Genomic DNA, 16414 nt, shown 5'->3' on the forward strand with positions numbered 1-16414 from the left:
ATGCCCAACGACCTGCCGGACGAGAGCAACGAGCGTCCGGCGGGTCGTCGGCCTGCCACCGACGACCCGCACTACTTCGGGGAACTCCGGCGGCGCGTGCTGGACGAGCTTTCGACCGTCCGAGGCCGCGTTGATCTCGCGAACAGCAACCTCGACCCGACAGTTGCTAAAGAGCAACTTCGGCTCGCACACGCCGGTCAGCGCCTCTCACTCCTGCAAGACAACGAAGCATGGCTCTGGGAAAACGAGCCGAACGCGCTGCGTCAGTTCGCGGATGGAAGAGACATCGACCCGGCAGCCATCGACCCGTACATTGTTCCCGTCCGCACTACGGGTGACGCAAACCTGTTCCGGTACGCGTCGCTGACGTGGTCGGTCCCGGTTTCGTCCGGCTACGGACGCCGGTCGCGGTTTCTCGTCAGGGACCGGCAGAACGGCAAACTGATCGCAATCTTTGCTCTCGGGGACCCCGTGATCGCTCAGTCCGCTCGCGATTCGGTGATCGGATGGACCACCGAGCAGCGTAACGAGCGCCTGTACAGCGTGTACGACGCGTTCGTGCTCGGTGCAGTCGAGCCCTACCGCCAACTCATCGCAGGCAAGTTGGTTGCCCTGATGAGCCTTGCGAACGAGACCCGAGACTTCCTCACACAGAAGTACCGCGGCAGCGTGACGGAGATCCGAAAGGAGGTCAAGGACCCTACGCCGGTACTCATCACGACCTCATCGGCACTGGGTCGCTCGTCGATCTACAACCGACTGGTGTACCGCGGGCAGACGATGTTCCGGTCGGTCGGCTTCACCCGCGGGTACGGTCACTTCCAATTCTCCAACGCGCTCTTCGCCGAGTTGCTCGAGTTCGTGCGCACGCACGTGACCGAAACCCGCGACGCGAAGGCAGCGTCGGCCATCTACGGCAGCGGACCAAACTGGAGGTTCCGCGTCATTCGCAATGCCCTAAAGTCGCTCGACATCCCCGACGAGAGCCTCCAGCACAACGTTAAGCGTGAGGTGTTCCTCGCGCCGACCGCGTCCGGCTGGGATGAGTACCTCCGGGGCGAGACGAACGACTATCAGCCGTTCGACCTCCCAGCGGCCGATATCGGGGAGTTCTGGCGCGAACGCTGGGCAGTCGGGCGCGCTGAACGGCGGCCGGAGTACGCCCGTTGGTCACATCACGACCACCGGCTGACGGCGGAGTTGACCCGCCCCACGGCGGTCGCGGGCCACACGCTCGCGCGCCACGGTCGAGTGACGCTTGGGCCGTACTCGATCGCAGTTGCCGTCTCGAAGGAACAGATCCGCGGACGGACTCCCAACGGGGAGGCCGACGAGGGGACGGCCATCTTCCACAAGCTTGAGGGTGATGACCTCGAACTCACCTTCGCGGATGTGCGCTGGTCAAACGGAGAGCGGGAACTGCGAGGCTGGGACCGTCACGGGTCGGGCACACAATACGAAGGCATCATTGGGCGTCTTCGACTTGGAGTGCACTCGGCGCAGAGGTTCCGCGGGATGTCAATGGCCGAAGTTCGGCTCGTCAAGCCAGGTGAAGGCGACCAGGCACCTCAGGTGTTCAAGACCTCGGAGATGGAACTGTCGGCGATTCTCGGATTCAACCTTGCCGCCAGCCTCGACGGCCTCACGGAGGCACTTATCGGGCAGCGGGGCAACCTACTGCAGGAGACCGGCGCGCGTAAGAATCAGCTGGCGGTCGTGTTTGACGACAATGACCTGGTGACGCCCGCCGTCGTGTGGGCCACCACGCGTGCGATCGCGCTGCGGCTGCAACTGGACAGCGCTGCTGAGCTCCCGAGAACTCCCGCGATCGCGCGACGCCCGCCGAAGGTTGAGGAGATTCCCGATGGGCATTACTCGGCGTTCGACGTTTGACCTCCACATGCGCCTCGCCGTCTTCCGGCGAGACGGGTATACGTGCGTGCATTGCATTCGCCAGTTCAGCGCGGTGCTCCTTGAGGTCGACCACGTGGTGCCCTACTCGTGGACGCACGACGATTCATTCGAGAATCTGCAGACGCTTTGCCGGACGTGTAACCGACGGAAGGGTGACCGTTACGCGGGCTGATGAGGTTCCCACAGGATCTTGTCTTCGAGAGGAAGGCGGTCGTTGCGGCGGCGGCTCGGTGCAGACCAGGAACGCCCCCGCACGACGTGAACCGGGCGCCATCCTGCAGCTCGCAGGCTAGTGCCAGGCTCGGATTCGAGCGTGTAGGTTCCCAACCGCGCATAGCCCAGCGCCTTCGCGGCGCGCCAAGCGGCTCCGTACAAGGCGGAGCATGCGTTGGGGCACCCGTCGGTGGCGACTCGGGTGACTTCGAGCGTGATGCCATCGTCGCGGTGCCGTGCGACCGGACGTCCAACTGTGGCAACGCCTCGGACCTTCCCTTCCGCGTCGATTACTGACAAAGAGAACTTGTGTCCGACTACTGGTTTGTGGTGCCGGTGAACGGCGTCAATGAAGGCGTTAGCGTCGCGGAGGCTGATGGTGCGGATCACCAGTCGAGATTGCATGGAATGTGGCTCCAATCAGGAAAAAATCTCGATTGGATCACACGGATGAATTACTTGACCATGCGACACGCGGATGGTTTCCCACTTTGTAATTCCGGGGTTCTGAGTTGCCGCATTGCAATCAGATTTCGTAATCGGGCTAGCATCCGACAAGGAAACCGCAGACGCGCGAAGCGACATGGCGTATAGCAAGAACCCCGGGCTGAGCGGTAAAATAGGTACCCCATTTCCATTACCAGGGCTGAGGCCCCCGACGCCGCGAGAGCGGGCACCTCGTCGGGGGCTTTGGCTTGTTCGCGATTTCTACGCTCGGTAGAATTGGGGCGTCGACCCGGCTCCGCTCGCGCGGAGATTGGCCCCGGCCAGACACCCCGAGACCCCCGGCCCCGCCCGGCTGGGGGTCTCGTCGTACCCGGCGACACGTCGGGAGCAGCACATTACTTGCGGGAGTACGTCTCGCCTGGTTAGATGGGCCCCGCAATTCAAGAACGACGACAGGCCAGAGCCCCGGCTCCGGTCGCAGGGGTTGGCCAATACTCCTGCCGGTGAGCACTCCAAGCGCACATCGAATTACCCACGAGGGTGGAAGATCCGACAGCGGATCGGCAACGGGCGAGCGATCGCCCCGCGCTTCCCCTCTTAGGTATTCGAGTGCGCTTTTGTCGTTCTTGGCGCGCTCGGATCTTCCAGGAGGTCCAGGTGCGACACCTTCAGCCAACCCCACAGCCGAACGGCGTAGCCGTCGACTTCACCCCCGCGCCGATCGCTGACGACGATCTGGCGTACCTGCTCAAGCTGCTCTTCGCGCAGCCCACCCGGGCGGTGGCCGCGTGAGCCCCCGCCGCTGGCCGCGCGTCGACCCCGACCGGCTCTTCGCCGTGTCCATCGTCACGTTCTGCGCCGTGTACTCCGCCGTGTACGTCTGCTGCCTCGCGCTGCTGCACATCGTGGGCGGCGCGTGATGAAGGCCCCCGGCTACGTCCACGGCCCGGGCGACCCGCCCGGCAACCCGGCGCTCGCCGCCGCCCTCGAATGGGCGGCGCGTGGGTGGCCCGTGTTCCCGCTGCGCCCCGGCGGCAAGACCCCCGCGATCCCGAGCGCCCACAAGGGTGAGTCTGGACCCAAGTGCGACGGTCGCTGCGGCAAGCTCGGCCACGGCGTCCTCGACGCCACGCGCGACCCGGAGAAGTTGGCGCGGCTCTTCGGCCCGTATCCGACTGCGAACGTCGGCGGCGCGACCACCGGTCGACTTGTGATTGACCTTGACTATCAGCACGGCGTGTCCCGTTCGGACGCGCTACCCGAGACCCGCACGCACCTGAGCGGGCGCGGCAACGGCAACGAGCACCTCGTGTATCGGGTGGGCGGTGGCTTCGACCGGCCGCTGACCCAGGGCCACATCGTCCACGGCGTCGACTTCAAGTGCGGGCCGGGTGCGTACGTCGTCCTCCCCCCGTCGCTCCACCCCGACACCGGCCAGCCCTACACCGTCGCGGACGATTCAGTACCCGAGCGCCCGATGACCGTCGACGAGGTGCGCGCGGTGTGGGTTTCGTATGGCGCGCCGATGCCAGGCGAGCGGAAGCCCCACAGTGAGGCCCCCGGGCGGCCCTCCCTCGACGCCGGGGCGGCGGGCGGGCTGTTCGCGCGCTCCGAGGCCGTCCACCTCATCCTGAACCCGCCCTCGCGCGGCGAAGGCGTCACGAACAACTCCCTCACGAAGGTCGCGGGCTACTACGCCCGCCTCTACCGCGACGACCGGGAGCTGTTCGACCACCACGTCGACGCGTGGATTGCCGAGGTCGACGCGAGCTACGAGGACCGCGACACGGTGCGCGAGTCGATCTGGGTCACCGAGCAGTCGCATGAGAGCGACCGTGAGCGCCGAATCGAGGAGCAGGTCGAGCACCTGCGCATCCGCGGCGCTGCAGAGCGGATCTACCGAGAGGAACGCCGCCGGGATTCTGAGGAGGCGGGCCACCTCGCGGAGGGCGGCGAGTTCGTCCTCGACATCCCCGAAGCGACCGCCGTCTGGGGCGACGGGGCGGCCATCGGGTGGAACAGCGGGGAGGCGCTGATCCTCGCCGGGCCGAACGGCGTCGGTAAGAGCACCCTCGCCGCGCAGCTGGTCCGCGCCCGCCTCGCCGGGGGCCGGGTCCTCGGGCTGCCCGTCGCCGCAACCGCGTCGAAGGTGTTGTACCTCGCGATGGACCGCCCGATGCAGATCCGCCGCTTGCTGAACAAGTACCTCGGCAGCATCGGGCGGGAGGTGCTCGACCAGCGTCTGGTCGTGTGGAAGGGGCCGCCGCCCGCTGACCTCGCCGCGCACCCGGAGACCCTCCTTGAGCTCGCGCAGCAGGCGGGGGCGGACACGGTGGTCGTCGACTCGCTGAAGGACGCCGCCGTCGGGCTGTCGTCTGACGAGGTCGGCGCAGCGTACAACAGGGCGCGCCAGATCGCGTTGAACGGCGGCGTCGAGGTGCTGGAGCTGCACCACATGGTGAAGAAGGGCGAGAACGGCTCGAAGCCGGACCGCCTGGAGGACGTGTACGGGTCGATCTGGATCACCGCGGGCGCGGGGTCGGTCGTCCTGCTGTGGGGCACCGCGGGCGACACGCTCGTCGAGCTGACGCACCTGAAGCAGCCGATCGACCCGCTCGGCCCGTGGCAGGTGTTCCACGACCGCGAGCGCGCCGTGTCGAGGGTGTACCGGAAGCGCGACGCGCTCGCCGTGCTCTGCGCGCTGTCGGACGGCGGCCTCACGACGGCCAACGCCGTGGCGGCGGGCCTGTTCGACTCGGAGAAGCCCGACGAGGGCGAGAAGCAGAAGGTGCGGCGGAAGCTCGAATCGTTCGAGGCGCGCGGCTGGGCGAAGCGCCACCCCGGCGCAGTGAAGGTGCAGGGGCAGAAGCCGAGCGACGGATGGGAAGCGACCGACGCGGGGCGGAAGCGCGCCGACGAGGACGCCTTCGACGACTCGGTCGGGGGTGACGGCGATGCGCTCTTCGGTGGCTTCTGAGCAGTCCACGCAGCAGTCCACGCGGCCTCTCGGGGCAGAAGTCCACGCGGAAGCCCACGGGAATCCACGGGCTGAGATCCCCGCCCCGTCACGACGCGGGAGAGGAATCCACGCAGCAATCCACGTGGGTCCACGGCGCGGCCCACGCCTAGAGGTCCACGCGGCGCACCCCCCCTCCAAAGGAGGGGGTGCCGCTGGACCGGCCACCCTCGCCGACAGATCGCCCTCACAGATTTCAGGAACAAGCAGCCATAGGAGCACGACATGAGTAATGACAGCACGATCCCCGACGGCCTCCCCGTCTGGCTCGCGCCGCACGCCGACGAGGCCGCCGCATGGGGCCCGATCGACAGGCCCGCCCCGCAGTGCTGGGTCGGCGGCTGCGAGCGCGACGCCCGGCTTCTTGGCCTCTGCAAGGCGCACCACCGCCGAGCGCAGCGGGCGTGGAACCCGCGCCCATCGGAAGAGCACTACCGCCGCGTCCCGGCGCAGCAGCACAGCGAGGGACGCACGCCCGACGCGGAAACCGCAGGAAGGAACGGCTGATGGGCAGCAATCGCAGGATCCGAGAACCAGACCTTGGCTACCTCACCGTCGACGAGCTCCCGTACCGGCAGTCCAGCGCCGGGCAGGCGTGCGCACATTGGATCCTCGGAGGTCGGTACCCCGAGGCGCACGAAGCGTGGGCGCACCCCGGGCCTGATGCCGACTGTGGATCGCTCGCAGCGTTCGGCGCGAGGTTCGACCACTGCCACGCGCTCACGCCTGGCAGCGGCAGGCGCGTGGTCCTCAACCAGCCGTACATGTCTCTCGCGGAGCACCTCGACGCTGCAGGGCAGTTCGCCGAGGCTTGGGGCCTCGTTGCGCACCCGGTCGCGGAGCTGATCCGCCCGAACAACCCGTTCCTGTCGTCGTCGGCAGTGTTGCTCGCCAGAGAGGGCGTCGACGTGGACGACGTGGTCGCGTCGCTCCGTCGTGGGTGGCTGGCCCTCGTCCCTGGCGCGACCGTCCCGTCGCCCTCCCGCGACCTCGCAGGCGCTCGGACCCCTGAGAGGGCGTCCGCGGCCCTCCACGTCGCGGGAGATGCCACGGGAGGCCGCCCGTGACCGCGCTCCAACATGACGAGGCTCCGAGGCTGGCACGACCGCCGCCGCTCGGGGCCTGCTCTCGACATCAACCACCCACATCAGCAGTACCAGCAAAGGAGAACAACATGACCAGCACGATTAGCAACCCCCGCGACGTCCTCGACCAGTTCACGGATCCGGACGAGTACTCCGCCGCCGAGGACGCGCTACTTGAGGACACAGGACGTGCGTATGCGGACGCCTGGAGTGAGTACGAATCCGCGCGGAGCCGTCTGATGACCTCGCTCGTCTACGAGCAGGGGTCGGTCGCGGCCACCGATCGGGTCGCACATCACGACCTCACTGGTGAAGAGCGCGCCGAGTTGGTGGAGCGGCGCATCCGCGCTGCACAGTTCGCGTGGTCGACGTTCCAGGAGGCCGAGCGCGCGTATGTGCTGGTCGTCAATGACGAGGTGCCGGTCGAGATCCGTCAGCCCTGATCCATCCGCGCCGGGGTCGGCGGTGAGTCCCGTCGGCCCTGGCACAACCCCAAGGAGTGTGACTGATGGGCACGTTTCCTGCAGGGATGTCCGCTCGACAAGCGGTTCCTCCGCCGAAGGCCAGGAAGGGGCGACGCCTCCGAGCCTTCACGCCCAGCACCGACGCGCTCGCCGCGTACGACGAACTGCAGCACAGCGTCGCCGAGGCTCGGGTGCGCGGCGAGGAGGTGCCGTGCCTCGGGCCGGGCTCGGAGGCGTGGACGTCCGACGACCGCGACGAACAGCAGATCGCCGCCGACCGCTGCTGCGGGTGCCCGGCGCTCGCGCTCTGCGGGCGGTACGCCGACCCCGCGGGCGAGCAGGTCGGGACGTGGGGCGGCGAAACCCGCACCCACCTGCACCGCGCGACGCCGACTCAACGACACGTCGGAACAGAAATTGTGGGCGAACGCGTATGCGTGATTTCCTTGGAAGTAGAGCAAGAAACCCCTGGTCAGACAGGAAAACGGAACCTCCCATGAATACTAAGACCAACACCACCCAGACCCCCGTCAACACCTGCGCGTGCGGCACCTGCGGGCAGCAGGTCGGCCCCAAGGCGACCTACCGCCCCGGTCACGACGCGCGGCACGTGTCGGTGCTTGTCGCGACGCTGCAGAACTCGATCGCCGACGGCCAGGAGATCACGAAGGCGACCATCACGACGACGGCGAAGCAGCTCCCCTCCGAGGCGCTGCGCGGCAAGTTCATCCGCGCCGCCGAGCGGATGCTCGCGAAGGAGGCAGCGTGACCGCCGCGGCGACGACCAAGGCCTGCACGAAGTGCGGTCGAGAACTCCCGGCCGGTGCGTTCGCACGGGTGCGCGCCGACCGGGACTGGCTGCGCGCGAAGTGCCGCGAGTGCGAGGCTTCCCGGCTCCGCGCCCTACGCGCGCAGCGGAGGGCAGCAGCATGAGCACGTCGACCCGGAAGCGCGCCGCGATCCTCACCCGCGTCAGCACCGAAGACCAGGTCGACGGCACCTCGCTCGGCGACCAGGAGCGGCTCTGCCTGTCGCTCATCGAGTCGCGCGGGTGGGAGTTCACCGGCAAGGTCTACGAGGACGCCGGGGTGTCCGGCACCGTCGAGAACCGGCCCGCGCTCGCCGAGGCTCTCCGCGACGCCGCCAAGAACGAGTACGACGTTCTCGTCGCCCTCAACCTCACGCGCCTCGCCCGCAAGATCCACATCAGCGCGAAGGTCATCGACGACCTCGCCGAGCTCGACGTGGCGTTCGCCTCCGTCCAGGAGTCGTTCATCGACACCACCACCTCGGCGGGCCGCGCCATGGCGGGCGTGTTCTCGTCGTTCGCGCAGCTCGACCGCGACGCGATCGTCGAGAAGACCGTGCGCGGCCAGCGGTCGAAGGGCGAGCGCGGCGAGTGGCCCGGCGGCAAGCCCCCGTTCGGCTGGCGGCTCGAAGGGCACAAGGGCACCGCCCGCCCCGTCCCTGACGAGCGCGAGCGCCACATCCTCCGCGAGGCGTACCGGATGCTCGTCACCGAGCGGATGAACGCATACCAGGTCGCCGAGCGGCTCAACGACGCCGGGATGCTCACGCGCCAGGCGCAGCACCTGCTCGACAGCCCGACCGAGCGCAACAAGCACATGAAGTCGAACCCGTGGGTGGCGGAGTCGCTGCGCCACATCCTCGCGAACGAGACCCTCGCGACCGGGGTCGTGGTGTGGGGCGCGGTCTCCGGTGGGAAGTCCGCCTACTACCCGCGCGGGCACAAGACGAAGGTGAAGCGCGACGGCACGGCAAGGTGGGGCGAGGCGATCGAGCTGCAGCTGCCCGATCCGCCGTTCACGGTGGCCGAGCACCGGGCGATCATGCGCGCCCTGGTGAGGCGCTCGCTCCGCGGCAAGGCAGTCGCGCCGGTCTCGCGCCCGCTCACCGGGCAGGTGTACGGCGCGTGCGGGAAGGCGTACTACGGCGTGACGATCACCGGCAAGCAGCCCGTGATGCGCTGCACGGGCCGCCGCCACACGTACGGCGAGGACAAGTGCAAGTGCAAGCAGGTCGCGCTCGGGCCGCTGGAGTCCCGGGTGTGGGCCGCGGTGGTCGGGCTCCTGTCGGACCCGGCGCGGCTGGAGGCGATGGCGCGGGCGTACCTGGAGCTGCCGGACGAGGCGGGCGACGGGTCGCAGGACGCCACCCTGCTGGCGGCGGTTGAGCGGCAGATCGCGAAGCTCGAAGCCGCGCAGGCGAACGCCGCCCGCGAGCTGCTGCTCGCCGACAACCCCGCCCCGATCCGGGCGGCGCTGGCTGAGGTCGAGCAGGACCTGGAGGGGCTGCGGGAGCGCCGCGCGGGCTACCTCGCGCTGGCGACGTCGGTGCGGGAGCAGGGCGAGGCGCTGCGGGACCTGGCGCAGCTCGCGGAGCGGGCCCGCGGGAACTTGCAGGGGCTTTCGGAGGAGCAGCGCCGTGAGGTGTACCGGATCCTGCGGGTGAAGGTGCAGATGACGGGCGAGGTCGTGTCGGGGAAGGACCGCGTGGCGCGCCCGGAGGGCTTGAGGATCTCGGGCGTGATCGACCCGCGGATGTGGGGCGACAGCGGCTCGGCGGGCGGCAACGGCGGCTCGGACGCTGGTCCGACCCCGGTGTTCCCCGCGCCGGTGCCGCTGCACACCGCTCCCGAGAAACTCACCGGGACGGGAGGATGGCGGCGGTCGCGATCGCCGGCGTGCTCGTCGCGATCATGCGCTCCGGCGGCGTGCAGTCACTGCTGAACGGCATCATCGAACAGGCGCTGCAGGTGCCATGATCCGGCTCCTTCCCCGGGGCGACCGCGGCTCCGCCTCGGCGGAGTTCGCGGTCGCCCTCCCCGCGGTCGTCGCCGTCGCGGTGCTGGCCGTGGGCGCGGTCGGCGTCGCGGGCACGCAGGTGCGGCTCCAGGACGCGGCGGCGGACGCGGCCCGCCTCGTCGCGCGCGGCGAGCCGGAGCGCGCCCCGGGCGTCGTGGCGGCGGCCGTGGCCGGGGCGGATCTCCGCGTCTCGGAGGACGGCGACCTCGTGTGCGTGACGGCGTCCGCGGATCCTTCCGTCGCGGGCCTGCGCGTCGCGATCTCCGCGACGAGCTGCGCGCTCGCGGGAGGGCTGTAGCCGTGGGAGCGTCGATCGCCGCGGCGTCCGCGGTCTGCGTCGCGGCGGGGCTCGCCGTGGGTGTCGCCGGCGTCGGGGCGGCCGCCGCCGAGGCGCAGCGCGTGAGCGGCGTGGCCGACGCCGCGGCCCTCGCCGCGGCCGACGCGGCGGCGGGCTACGCGACGGGGGAGCCGTGCGCGCGGGCAGCGCGCGTCGCCTCCGCCCAGGGCGCGGCGATCGTCTCGTGCGCACTCGAGGGCATGACCGTCACGGTCGTGGCCGAGGGCGCGTTCGCGCGGTTCCCCGTGCGGGTGGCGGCCCGGGCCGGCCCGCCACCCGCGTGAGGCGCGGCTGAGCGCGTCCGGCGCACGGCGCGCGCGGTGAGCGTCCGGGTCGACAGGCGCGCCGCGCGTCGATCGCGCCGGACGGTCGCCGCGGCGCGTGCCTGGTCGGGCAGTCCGGCGCGCCGCAGCGCGCCGGACTGGGGCACGAGGAGCGTGCCCCGGTCCGGCGCCCGGCGCGTTCGACGCGCACGCCGTCGTCCCCGGCCGCGAGCAGCGCATCCTCCATCGCTGCCGCGACCTCCTTGCGGGCGATCAGAGCGGCCGCGCGGGCGCGGACGGTCGGGACGTCCGGATACGCGAAGTCGCGGACCTCGTCGGTGCAGAGGACACCGATCGCCCGCGCGTGCGCGCCGGGCTCGGCGTGCCAGGCGAACGCCCGCGCCGGGTCGAGGGCCGAGGCGTTCTTCGTCTTCTAGGTCTCCGCGGCCGTCGTCACGGCGGCGGATCCGCGCTCGGGATCCAGCATCTCCGGCGTGAAGGCGACCGTGATGTGCGGGCAGCACGAACGCCCCGTTCTTCTCGACGCGCTGACGATCGAAATCCGCGACGATACGCTGCGGGCGGCCGACGCGCAGGTACGCGGACATCAGATAGATGTCGTTGTCGACCGACTTCGAGAACCCGATGTTGAAGGTGACGTACGTTGCGTCTGCTCCCGTGACGATCTTCGGATCCGCCACGCGCGGCAGCCCCAGTTCCTCGCCGAAGAGCGTGAGGTCGGTGAGCTCGTGGGCCATCGGATCCGCTGTCCAGGTCGCGAGGTACGCGCGGATGGCGCGCTCGCCGCGCGGGATCGCTCGATAGGCAAGAAGCGTCGTTTCCCCGACGCGCCCCAGGCTCGGATTGAACACGCCGACGTGGTCGTGGCGACCCGCGATACGGCGCACCGCGCCGACGAACGCGGCGTCTCGACGCCGCGCGAGCTGAGTGAATCCGAGCACGGGGCTCCTTCTCGCCGATTCCAGGGTCCGCGCCGAGCGCAGTGGGTCGATCTGAGCGTCGCGCACGGCGTGCGAGACTGGAGCTGTCGCGCTCGGGGGCGCGGAGTCGACGAAGTGTGAGGGTGACGCGCGTGAGTTTTACCGAAGAGGAGATCGGCGGCGTCCGCGTACCGCGATGGGTGCCGGACGGCGCGGGCGGGCCCGCGAACTTCGGGGACGAAATCGGCCCGGCCATCGTGGCGGCGCTCTCGGGCGACGCGGCGGCGACGCGGCCCGGCAGGCTCCTCTCCGTCGGCAGCGTGCTCCAGTTCGCCCGCGGCGGGGATGTCATATGGGGAGCCGGCGTCAACGGCAAGGTGCGCCAGCGCCTCCACTACCCGCTCGACGTCCGCGCGGTGCGCGGCCCGCTGACGCGGTCGGTCCTCCTCGGATTCGGCGTCGCGACCCCCGCGGTCTATGGCGATCCCGCGCTGCTGTTTCCGCGCCTGTTCCCGGACGTGCGACCCGTGGCGTCCGCCGGCGTCGTAGTGGTGCCGAATCTCAACGAGGCCGACCGGTTCCGCGACGAGGGCGTGCTCAGCCCGCTGGGGGATCCGTTCGATATCGTGCCGCGGATCGCCGGCGCCGAGTTCGTCGTGGCGAGCTCGCTCCACGCTCTCATTCTGGCCGACGCCTACGGTGTCCCGTCCCGTCCCGTCGTGCCGCGCGCCGAGCACGCCTTTAAATACGTCGACTACTACGCCGGCACGGGGCGCGCGGACGTGACCTTCGCGCAGACGGTCGACGAAGCGGTCCGCCTGGGGCCCGTCCCCGCCGCCGAGGTCGATCTCGACGCGCTCGAGGCCGCGTTCCCGACGGACATGTGGTCGGCCGAGCCGGCGACCGCGCTCGCCGACGATTCCGCCGACTACGCCGAGCTGCGCCGCGCCTCGCGCCGCGCGCTCGACGACCTCACGATTCGCGCGGGGTGGGAGACGCCGGATCCCGCGGCGCAGGCGATCGTCCGCGCGAGGCTCCTCGTCGCCCGGCAGCCCCGAGAGCTCACGGAGCTGCTCGAGGCGTGCGCGGATCCGCGGAGCACCCGAGCGGACGTGGTCGCCGCCGCCGACGCCCACCTCGCCACGAGCGAGGCTCGTCGCGACCTGGACGCGCGCGTCGCCCGTGCCCTCGCCCGAGCATTGCCCGGAGCACCGGACGACGACGCCTCCGTCGCGGCGCGGGTCGCCGCGACGGGGCGGCTCCGCCTCGCGCGGGCGATCGCGCGCGGCGAGGCGACCGCGTCCGCGGGGCGCGCGGTTCTCCCCGCCGCGCCCCGGCGCCCCCGCGTGCCGTGGCCGCGGCGCGCCGCGCGCGGCTAGGGACCCGCGTCCGGCGGTCGACGCCGGCGCACAGTGCCCGGTGTGTATGGTGTGCATCGAAGAAAGGACGCCCCCTTTGGCAGATGGCAAGAAACTCGTCATCGTCGAGTCGCCCACCAAGATGCGCTCTATCCAGGGCTATCTCGGAGACGACTACGAGGTACTGAGCTCGGTCGGGCACATCCGCGACCTCGCCGACAAGCGCGACATCCCCGAGAAGGATCGCGCCGCGTACGGCCGCTATTCGATCGACATCGAGCACGGCTTCACCCCGTACTACGTCGTGAGCGACCGCAAGACGAAGACGGTGAGCGAGCTCAAGCGCGCGCTCAAGGGGGCGAGCGAGCTCGTGCTCGCGACCGATGGCGACCGCGAGGGCGAGGCCATCGCGTGGCACCTTCTCGAGACCCTGAAGCCCAAGGTCCCGGTCAAGCGCATGGTGTTCCACGAGATCACGAAGGACGCCATCCGCAAGGCCGTTGAGTCCACGCGCGAGCTCGACACCTCCCTTGTCGACGCGCAGGAGACGCGTCGCGTGCTCGACCGCCTGTACGGCTGGGACGTCTCGCCCGTGCTCTGGCGCAAGGTCGGATCCGGCGCCTCGGGCCAGGCGCTCAGCGCCGGCCGCGTGCAGTCGGCGGCCACGCGCATGGTCGTCGACCGCGAGCGGGAGCGCATGGCGTTCGTGTCCGCGAGCTACTGGTCGATCTCGGCGCGCGCCACGCGCGAGCAAACCGGGTTCGGGATCCGCCTCGCCCGGATCGACGGCTCCCCGCTCGGTTCGGGGCGCGACTTCAACGACAAGGGCGAGCTGACCAAGGCCGTCGTCGTCCTCGACGAGGAGCAGGCGACGCGGCTCGCGGCCGCGATCGAGCGGGCCGGATCCGCGGCGGTGACGAAGGTCGAGGCGAAGCCCGGCACGCGCCGTCCGTCCGCGCCGTTCACGACCTCGACGCTGCAGCAGGAGGCCGGGCGCAAGCTCGGGATGACCGCGAAGGTCGCGATGTCCGTCGCGCAGAGCCTCTACGAGCGCGGCTACATCACCTATATGCGTACCGACTCGACGAGCCTCAGCGCGCAGGCCGTGCAGGCCGCGCGGTCGCAGGCCGTCGCGCTCTACGGCGACGCCGCGATCCCGGCCAAGCCGCGCGTGTATCCGTCGAAGTCGAAGAACGCGCAGGAGGCGCACGAGGCGATTCGCCCCTCGGGCGACACCTTCCGCACGCCGAAGGAGGTCGTCGGCCAGCTCGGCCGCGACGAGCAGCGGATGTACGACCTGATCTGGACGCGCACGATCGCGAGCCAGATGAGCGACGCGAAGCTCGAGACCACGACGATCACGCTCGCGGCCGACGCGGACGATCGCGCGCTGGAGTTCACGGCCTCGGGCACGGTGTACACGTTCAAGGGCTTCCTCGAGGCCTACGAGGAGGGCGCCGACGAGAAGCGCCACGCCTCGGAGGAGGACCAGAACCAGCAGCTCCCGCAGGTCGCGGTCGGCGACGCCGTCCAGCTGTCGGACGCGGAGGCGAAGGGCCACCAGACCTCGCCCAAGCCGCGCTACACGGAGGCGAGCCTCGTCAAGGCGCTGGAGGAGCGCGGCATCGGCCGGCCCTCGACGTTCGCGAGCATCATCGGCGTCATCCTCGACCGCGGTTACGTCGTCAAGCGCGGGCAGGCCCTCGTGCCGACCTGGCTCGCGTTCAGCGTGATCCGCCTCCTCGAGCGCCACTTCGGCGACCTCGTCGACTACGACTTCACGGCGGAGCTCGAGGAGGATCTCGACCGGATCGCCCGCGGCGAGGCGGACCGCTCCGACTGGCTGAAGTCGTTCTACTTCGGCGGCGGCGAGCACCCCGGCCTCCGGACGATCGTCGAGAACCTCGGCGAGATCGACGCCCGCGAGCTGAACGCGACCCCCATCACGGAGCGCGCGACCCTGCGATTCGGCAAGTACGGTCCCTACCTCGAGGTCGTCGATCCCGATGCGCCGGAGGCGGATCCGCGCCGGATCAACGTGCCCGAGGAGCTGGCGCCCGACGAGCTCACGCCCGAGAAGGTCCAGGAGCTCATCGACCAGCCCGTCGCCGGCAACCGCGTGCTCGGGGAGAACCCCGACAACGGCAAGATCGTCGTGGTCAAGGACGGCCGCTTCGGTCCGTACCTCGAGGAGAGCGAGCCCGAGGAGCCGGGCGAGGTCGACCCTGCGACGGGCGAGGTTACCGAGTCGCCCGCGAAGGCGACGAAGAAGGCCGCGGCGCCCAAGCCCCGGCGCGCATCGCTGTTCAAGAGCATGTCGCCCGAGACGATCGACCTCGACACGGCGCTCGCGCTGCTCGCCCTGCCGCGCACGGTCGGGACGGATCCCGCCTCCGGCGAGGAGATCACGGCGCAGAACGGCCGCTACGGCCCCTACCTGAAGAAGGGCAGCGACTCGCGGTCGCTGGAGGCGGAGCAACAGATCTTCGACATCACCCTCGACGAGGCGCTCGAGGTCTACGCGAAGCCGAAGTACGGCGCCCGTCGCGCGGCGAGCTCCCTGAAGGAGTTCGAGAAGGAAGACCCGACGAGCGGGAAGGCGATTCGGATCCGGGACGGCCGGTTCGGCCCCTACGTCACGGACGGGGAGACGAACGCCACGATCCCGCGCGGGGAGACGGCGACCGACGTCGACTTCGAGCGCGCCGTGCAGCTGCTCGCGGACAAACGGGCGAAGGGGCCGGCGAAGAAGCGCGGGGCCGCGGCCAAGAAGGCGCCCGCGAAGAAGGCGCCCGCGAAGAAGACGACCGCCGCGGGCAAGGAGGTCTCGGCCGCGCGCTCGGAGGCCGCCAAGAAGGCCGCCGCGACTCGCGCGCGGAACAAGGCCGCGCGCGAGGCCGCGGGGGAGTGATGGAACCCGCGGCCCGCCGCGCGCCGTGGATCACCTTCGAGGGCGGCGACGGCGTGGGCAAGACGACCCAGGCGCGCCTGTTGGAGGAGTGGCTCGCCGCCCGCGGCCGCGCGGTCGTGCGCACGCGAGAGCCGGGCGGCACTGAGGTGGGCGAGCGGATCCGCGAGCTCGTCCTGCACCACCGCGGGGACATCGCCCCGCACGCGGAGGCGTTGCTGTACGCCGCCGACCGCGCGCACCACGTCGCGACGCGCGTGCTGCCCGCGCTCGCGCGCGGCGAGGTCGTGTTGCAGGACCGGTACCTCGACTCGTCCGTGGCCTATCAGGGCGCCGGGCGAGTGCTGGGGATGACCGAGGTGCGCGACCTGTCGCTGTGGGCGACGGGCGGCGCGCTTCCCGACCTCACCGTGCTGCTCGATCTCGCCCCGGCCGCGGCGCGACGGCGGCTCGACGCCGACGACAGGCCGTTCGACCGCCTAGAGGCCGAGGCGGCCGAGTTCCACGGGCGCGTGCGCGAGGCGTTCCTCGAGCTGGCCGCGGCCGAGACCGACCGCTTCCTCGTCGTGGACGCGTCGGCGGATCCGGAGCGGATCGCCGAGCGGATCCGTGCCCGCGTCGCGCCGCTCGTGTGAGGCCCGGC

General features: G+C 70.5%; 18 protein-coding genes and 1 pseudogene. 18 read left to right on the forward strand and 1 reads right to left on the reverse strand.

Going from position 1 to position 16414, the window contains the following annotated elements; all coding sequences use genetic code 11:
• Window positions 1-1893, forward strand: coding sequence for a Druantia anti-phage system protein DruA (locus GJQ66_RS00165; protein WP_155047365.1), 1893 nt, complete (start codon window positions 1-3; stop codon window positions 1891-1893).
• Between the two features lie 7 nt (window positions 1894-1900).
• Window positions 1901-2086 carry an HNH endonuclease gene (locus GJQ66_RS00170; RefSeq protein WP_230379193.1) on the forward strand — a complete coding sequence of 62 codons (186 nt, stop codon included), beginning with the start codon at window positions 1901-1903 and terminating at the stop codon, window positions 2084-2086.
• Here GJQ66_RS00170 and GJQ66_RS15315 read toward each other — a convergent pair.
• Window positions 2074-2532, reverse strand: coding sequence for an XF1762 family protein (locus GJQ66_RS15315; protein ID WP_368732475.1), 459 nt, complete (start codon window positions 2530-2532; stop codon window positions 2074-2076). The two genes, GJQ66_RS00170 and GJQ66_RS15315, sit on opposite strands and share 13 nt — an antisense overlap.
• A 699-nt stretch (window positions 2533-3231) precedes the next feature.
• On the opposite strand from GJQ66_RS15315, the gene GJQ66_RS15145 reads away from it, so the two are divergent.
• From GJQ66_RS15145 to tmk, 16 genes and pseudogenes are all read left to right on the forward strand, one after another.
• On the forward strand, window positions 3232-3366 hold the full coding sequence (locus GJQ66_RS15145; RefSeq protein WP_268866044.1) for a hypothetical protein: 135 nt from the start codon (window positions 3232-3234) through the stop codon (window positions 3364-3366).
• Window positions 3363-3494: a hypothetical protein gene (locus GJQ66_RS15150; RefSeq protein WP_268866045.1), complete on the forward strand. Its 132-nt coding sequence runs from the start codon at window positions 3363-3365 to the stop codon at window positions 3492-3494. The genes GJQ66_RS15145 and GJQ66_RS15150 overlap by 4 nt, the downstream gene beginning before the upstream one ends.
• The gene (locus tag GJQ66_RS00175) at window positions 3494-5551 is read left to right on the forward strand and encodes a bifunctional DNA primase/polymerase (RefSeq protein ID WP_230379194.1); all 2058 of its coding nucleotides are present in this window, start codon (window positions 3494-3496) and stop codon (window positions 5549-5551) included. Before GJQ66_RS15150 ends, GJQ66_RS00175 begins: the two co-directional genes overlap by 1 nt.
• A gap of 264 nt (window positions 5552-5815) precedes the next feature.
• Window positions 5816-6097: a hypothetical protein gene (locus GJQ66_RS00180; RefSeq protein WP_155047368.1), complete on the forward strand. Its 282-nt coding sequence runs from the start codon at window positions 5816-5818 to the stop codon at window positions 6095-6097.
• Window positions 6097-6657 carry a hypothetical protein gene (locus GJQ66_RS00185; protein WP_155047369.1) on the forward strand — a complete coding sequence of 187 codons (561 nt, stop codon included), beginning with the start codon at window positions 6097-6099 and terminating at the stop codon, window positions 6655-6657. The genes GJQ66_RS00180 and GJQ66_RS00185 overlap by 1 nt, the downstream gene beginning before the upstream one ends.
• Before the next feature lie 107 nt (window positions 6658-6764).
• The gene (locus GJQ66_RS00190; RefSeq protein ID WP_155047370.1) at window positions 6765-7118 is read left to right on the forward strand and encodes a hypothetical protein; all 354 of its coding nucleotides are present in this window, start codon (window positions 6765-6767) and stop codon (window positions 7116-7118) included.
• An 86-nt stretch (window positions 7119-7204) separates the two neighbouring features.
• Window positions 7205-7639: a hypothetical protein gene (locus GJQ66_RS00195; RefSeq protein ID WP_155047371.1), complete on the forward strand. Its 435-nt coding sequence runs from the start codon at window positions 7205-7207 to the stop codon at window positions 7637-7639.
• A complete protein-coding gene (locus tag GJQ66_RS00200) occupies window positions 7636-7908 on the forward strand; it encodes a hypothetical protein (RefSeq protein WP_155047372.1) in 273 nt (90 codons plus the stop codon). The genes GJQ66_RS00195 and GJQ66_RS00200 overlap by 4 nt, the downstream gene beginning before the upstream one ends.
• Window positions 7909-8068: 160 nt before the next feature.
• A pseudogene (locus GJQ66_RS14495) lies at window positions 8069-9208 on the forward strand (recombinase family protein); the annotation flags it as partial.
• 650 nt (window positions 9209-9858) lie between these two features.
• Window positions 9859-9924, forward strand: a complete 66-nt coding sequence (locus GJQ66_RS14500; protein ID WP_230379195.1) for a hypothetical protein — start codon at window positions 9859-9861, stop codon at window positions 9922-9924.
• Complete coding sequence (locus GJQ66_RS00215; protein ID WP_155047375.1) at window positions 9921-10262, forward strand: TadE family type IV pilus minor pilin; 342 nt, start codon at window positions 9921-9923, stop codon at window positions 10260-10262. The genes GJQ66_RS14500 and GJQ66_RS00215 overlap by 4 nt, the downstream gene beginning before the upstream one ends.
• A gap of 2 nt (window positions 10263-10264) precedes the next feature.
• Window positions 10265-10585: a helicase gene (locus GJQ66_RS00220; protein ID WP_230379184.1), complete on the forward strand. Its 321-nt coding sequence runs from the start codon at window positions 10265-10267 to the stop codon at window positions 10583-10585.
• A 473-nt stretch (window positions 10586-11058) separates the two neighbouring features.
• Window positions 11059-11646: a hypothetical protein gene (locus GJQ66_RS00225; RefSeq protein ID WP_155047376.1), complete on the forward strand. Its 588-nt coding sequence runs from the start codon at window positions 11059-11061 to the stop codon at window positions 11644-11646.
• A gap of 11 nt (window positions 11647-11657) precedes the next feature.
• The gene (locus GJQ66_RS00230) at window positions 11658-12884 is read left to right on the forward strand and encodes a polysaccharide pyruvyl transferase family protein (RefSeq protein WP_196215764.1); all 1227 of its coding nucleotides are present in this window, start codon (window positions 11658-11660) and stop codon (window positions 12882-12884) included.
• 76 nt (window positions 12885-12960) lie between these two features.
• Complete coding sequence (gene topA / locus GJQ66_RS00235) at window positions 12961-15774, forward strand: type I DNA topoisomerase (RefSeq protein WP_155047378.1); 2814 nt, start codon at window positions 12961-12963, stop codon at window positions 15772-15774.
• Window positions 15774-16406 carry a dTMP kinase gene (tmk, locus tag GJQ66_RS00240; protein ID WP_155047578.1) on the forward strand — a complete coding sequence of 211 codons (633 nt, stop codon included), beginning with the start codon at window positions 15774-15776 and terminating at the stop codon, window positions 16404-16406. Before topA ends, tmk begins: the two co-directional genes overlap by 1 nt.
• The last annotated feature ends 8 nt before the right edge of the window (window positions 16407-16414 follow it).

Source organism: Microbacterium sp. ZXX196, from assembly GCF_009709595.1.
Classification (GTDB): Bacteria; Actinomycetota; Actinomycetes; order Actinomycetales; family Microbacteriaceae; genus Microbacterium; species Microbacterium excoecariae.

Coding starts and splice junctions, on each gene's coding strand:
- GJQ66_RS00165 (WP_155047365.1), top strand. CDS start 1: ATGCCCAACGACCTGCCGGACGAGAGCAACGAGCGTCCGGCGGGTCGT.
- GJQ66_RS00170 (WP_230379193.1), top strand. CDS start 1,901: ATGCGCCTCGCCGTCTTCCGGCGAGACGGGTATACGTGCGTGCATTGC.
- GJQ66_RS15315 (WP_368732475.1), bottom strand. CDS start 2,532: ATGCAATCTCGACTGGTGATCCGCACCATCAGCCTCCGCGACGCTAAC.
- GJQ66_RS00175 (WP_230379194.1), top strand. CDS start 3,494: ATGAAGGCCCCCGGCTACGTCCACGGCCCGGGCGACCCGCCCGGCAAC.
- GJQ66_RS00180 (WP_155047368.1), top strand. CDS start 5,816: ATGAGTAATGACAGCACGATCCCCGACGGCCTCCCCGTCTGGCTCGCG.
- GJQ66_RS00185 (WP_155047369.1), top strand. CDS start 6,097: ATGGGCAGCAATCGCAGGATCCGAGAACCAGACCTTGGCTACCTCACC.
- GJQ66_RS00190 (WP_155047370.1), top strand. CDS start 6,765: ATGACCAGCACGATTAGCAACCCCCGCGACGTCCTCGACCAGTTCACG.
- GJQ66_RS00195 (WP_155047371.1), top strand. CDS start 7,205: ATGTCCGCTCGACAAGCGGTTCCTCCGCCGAAGGCCAGGAAGGGGCGA.
- GJQ66_RS00200 (WP_155047372.1), top strand. CDS start 7,636: ATGAATACTAAGACCAACACCACCCAGACCCCCGTCAACACCTGCGCG.
- GJQ66_RS00215 (WP_155047375.1), top strand. CDS start 9,921: ATGATCCGGCTCCTTCCCCGGGGCGACCGCGGCTCCGCCTCGGCGGAG.
- tmk (WP_155047578.1), top strand. CDS start 15,774: ATGGAACCCGCGGCCCGCCGCGCGCCGTGGATCACCTTCGAGGGCGGC.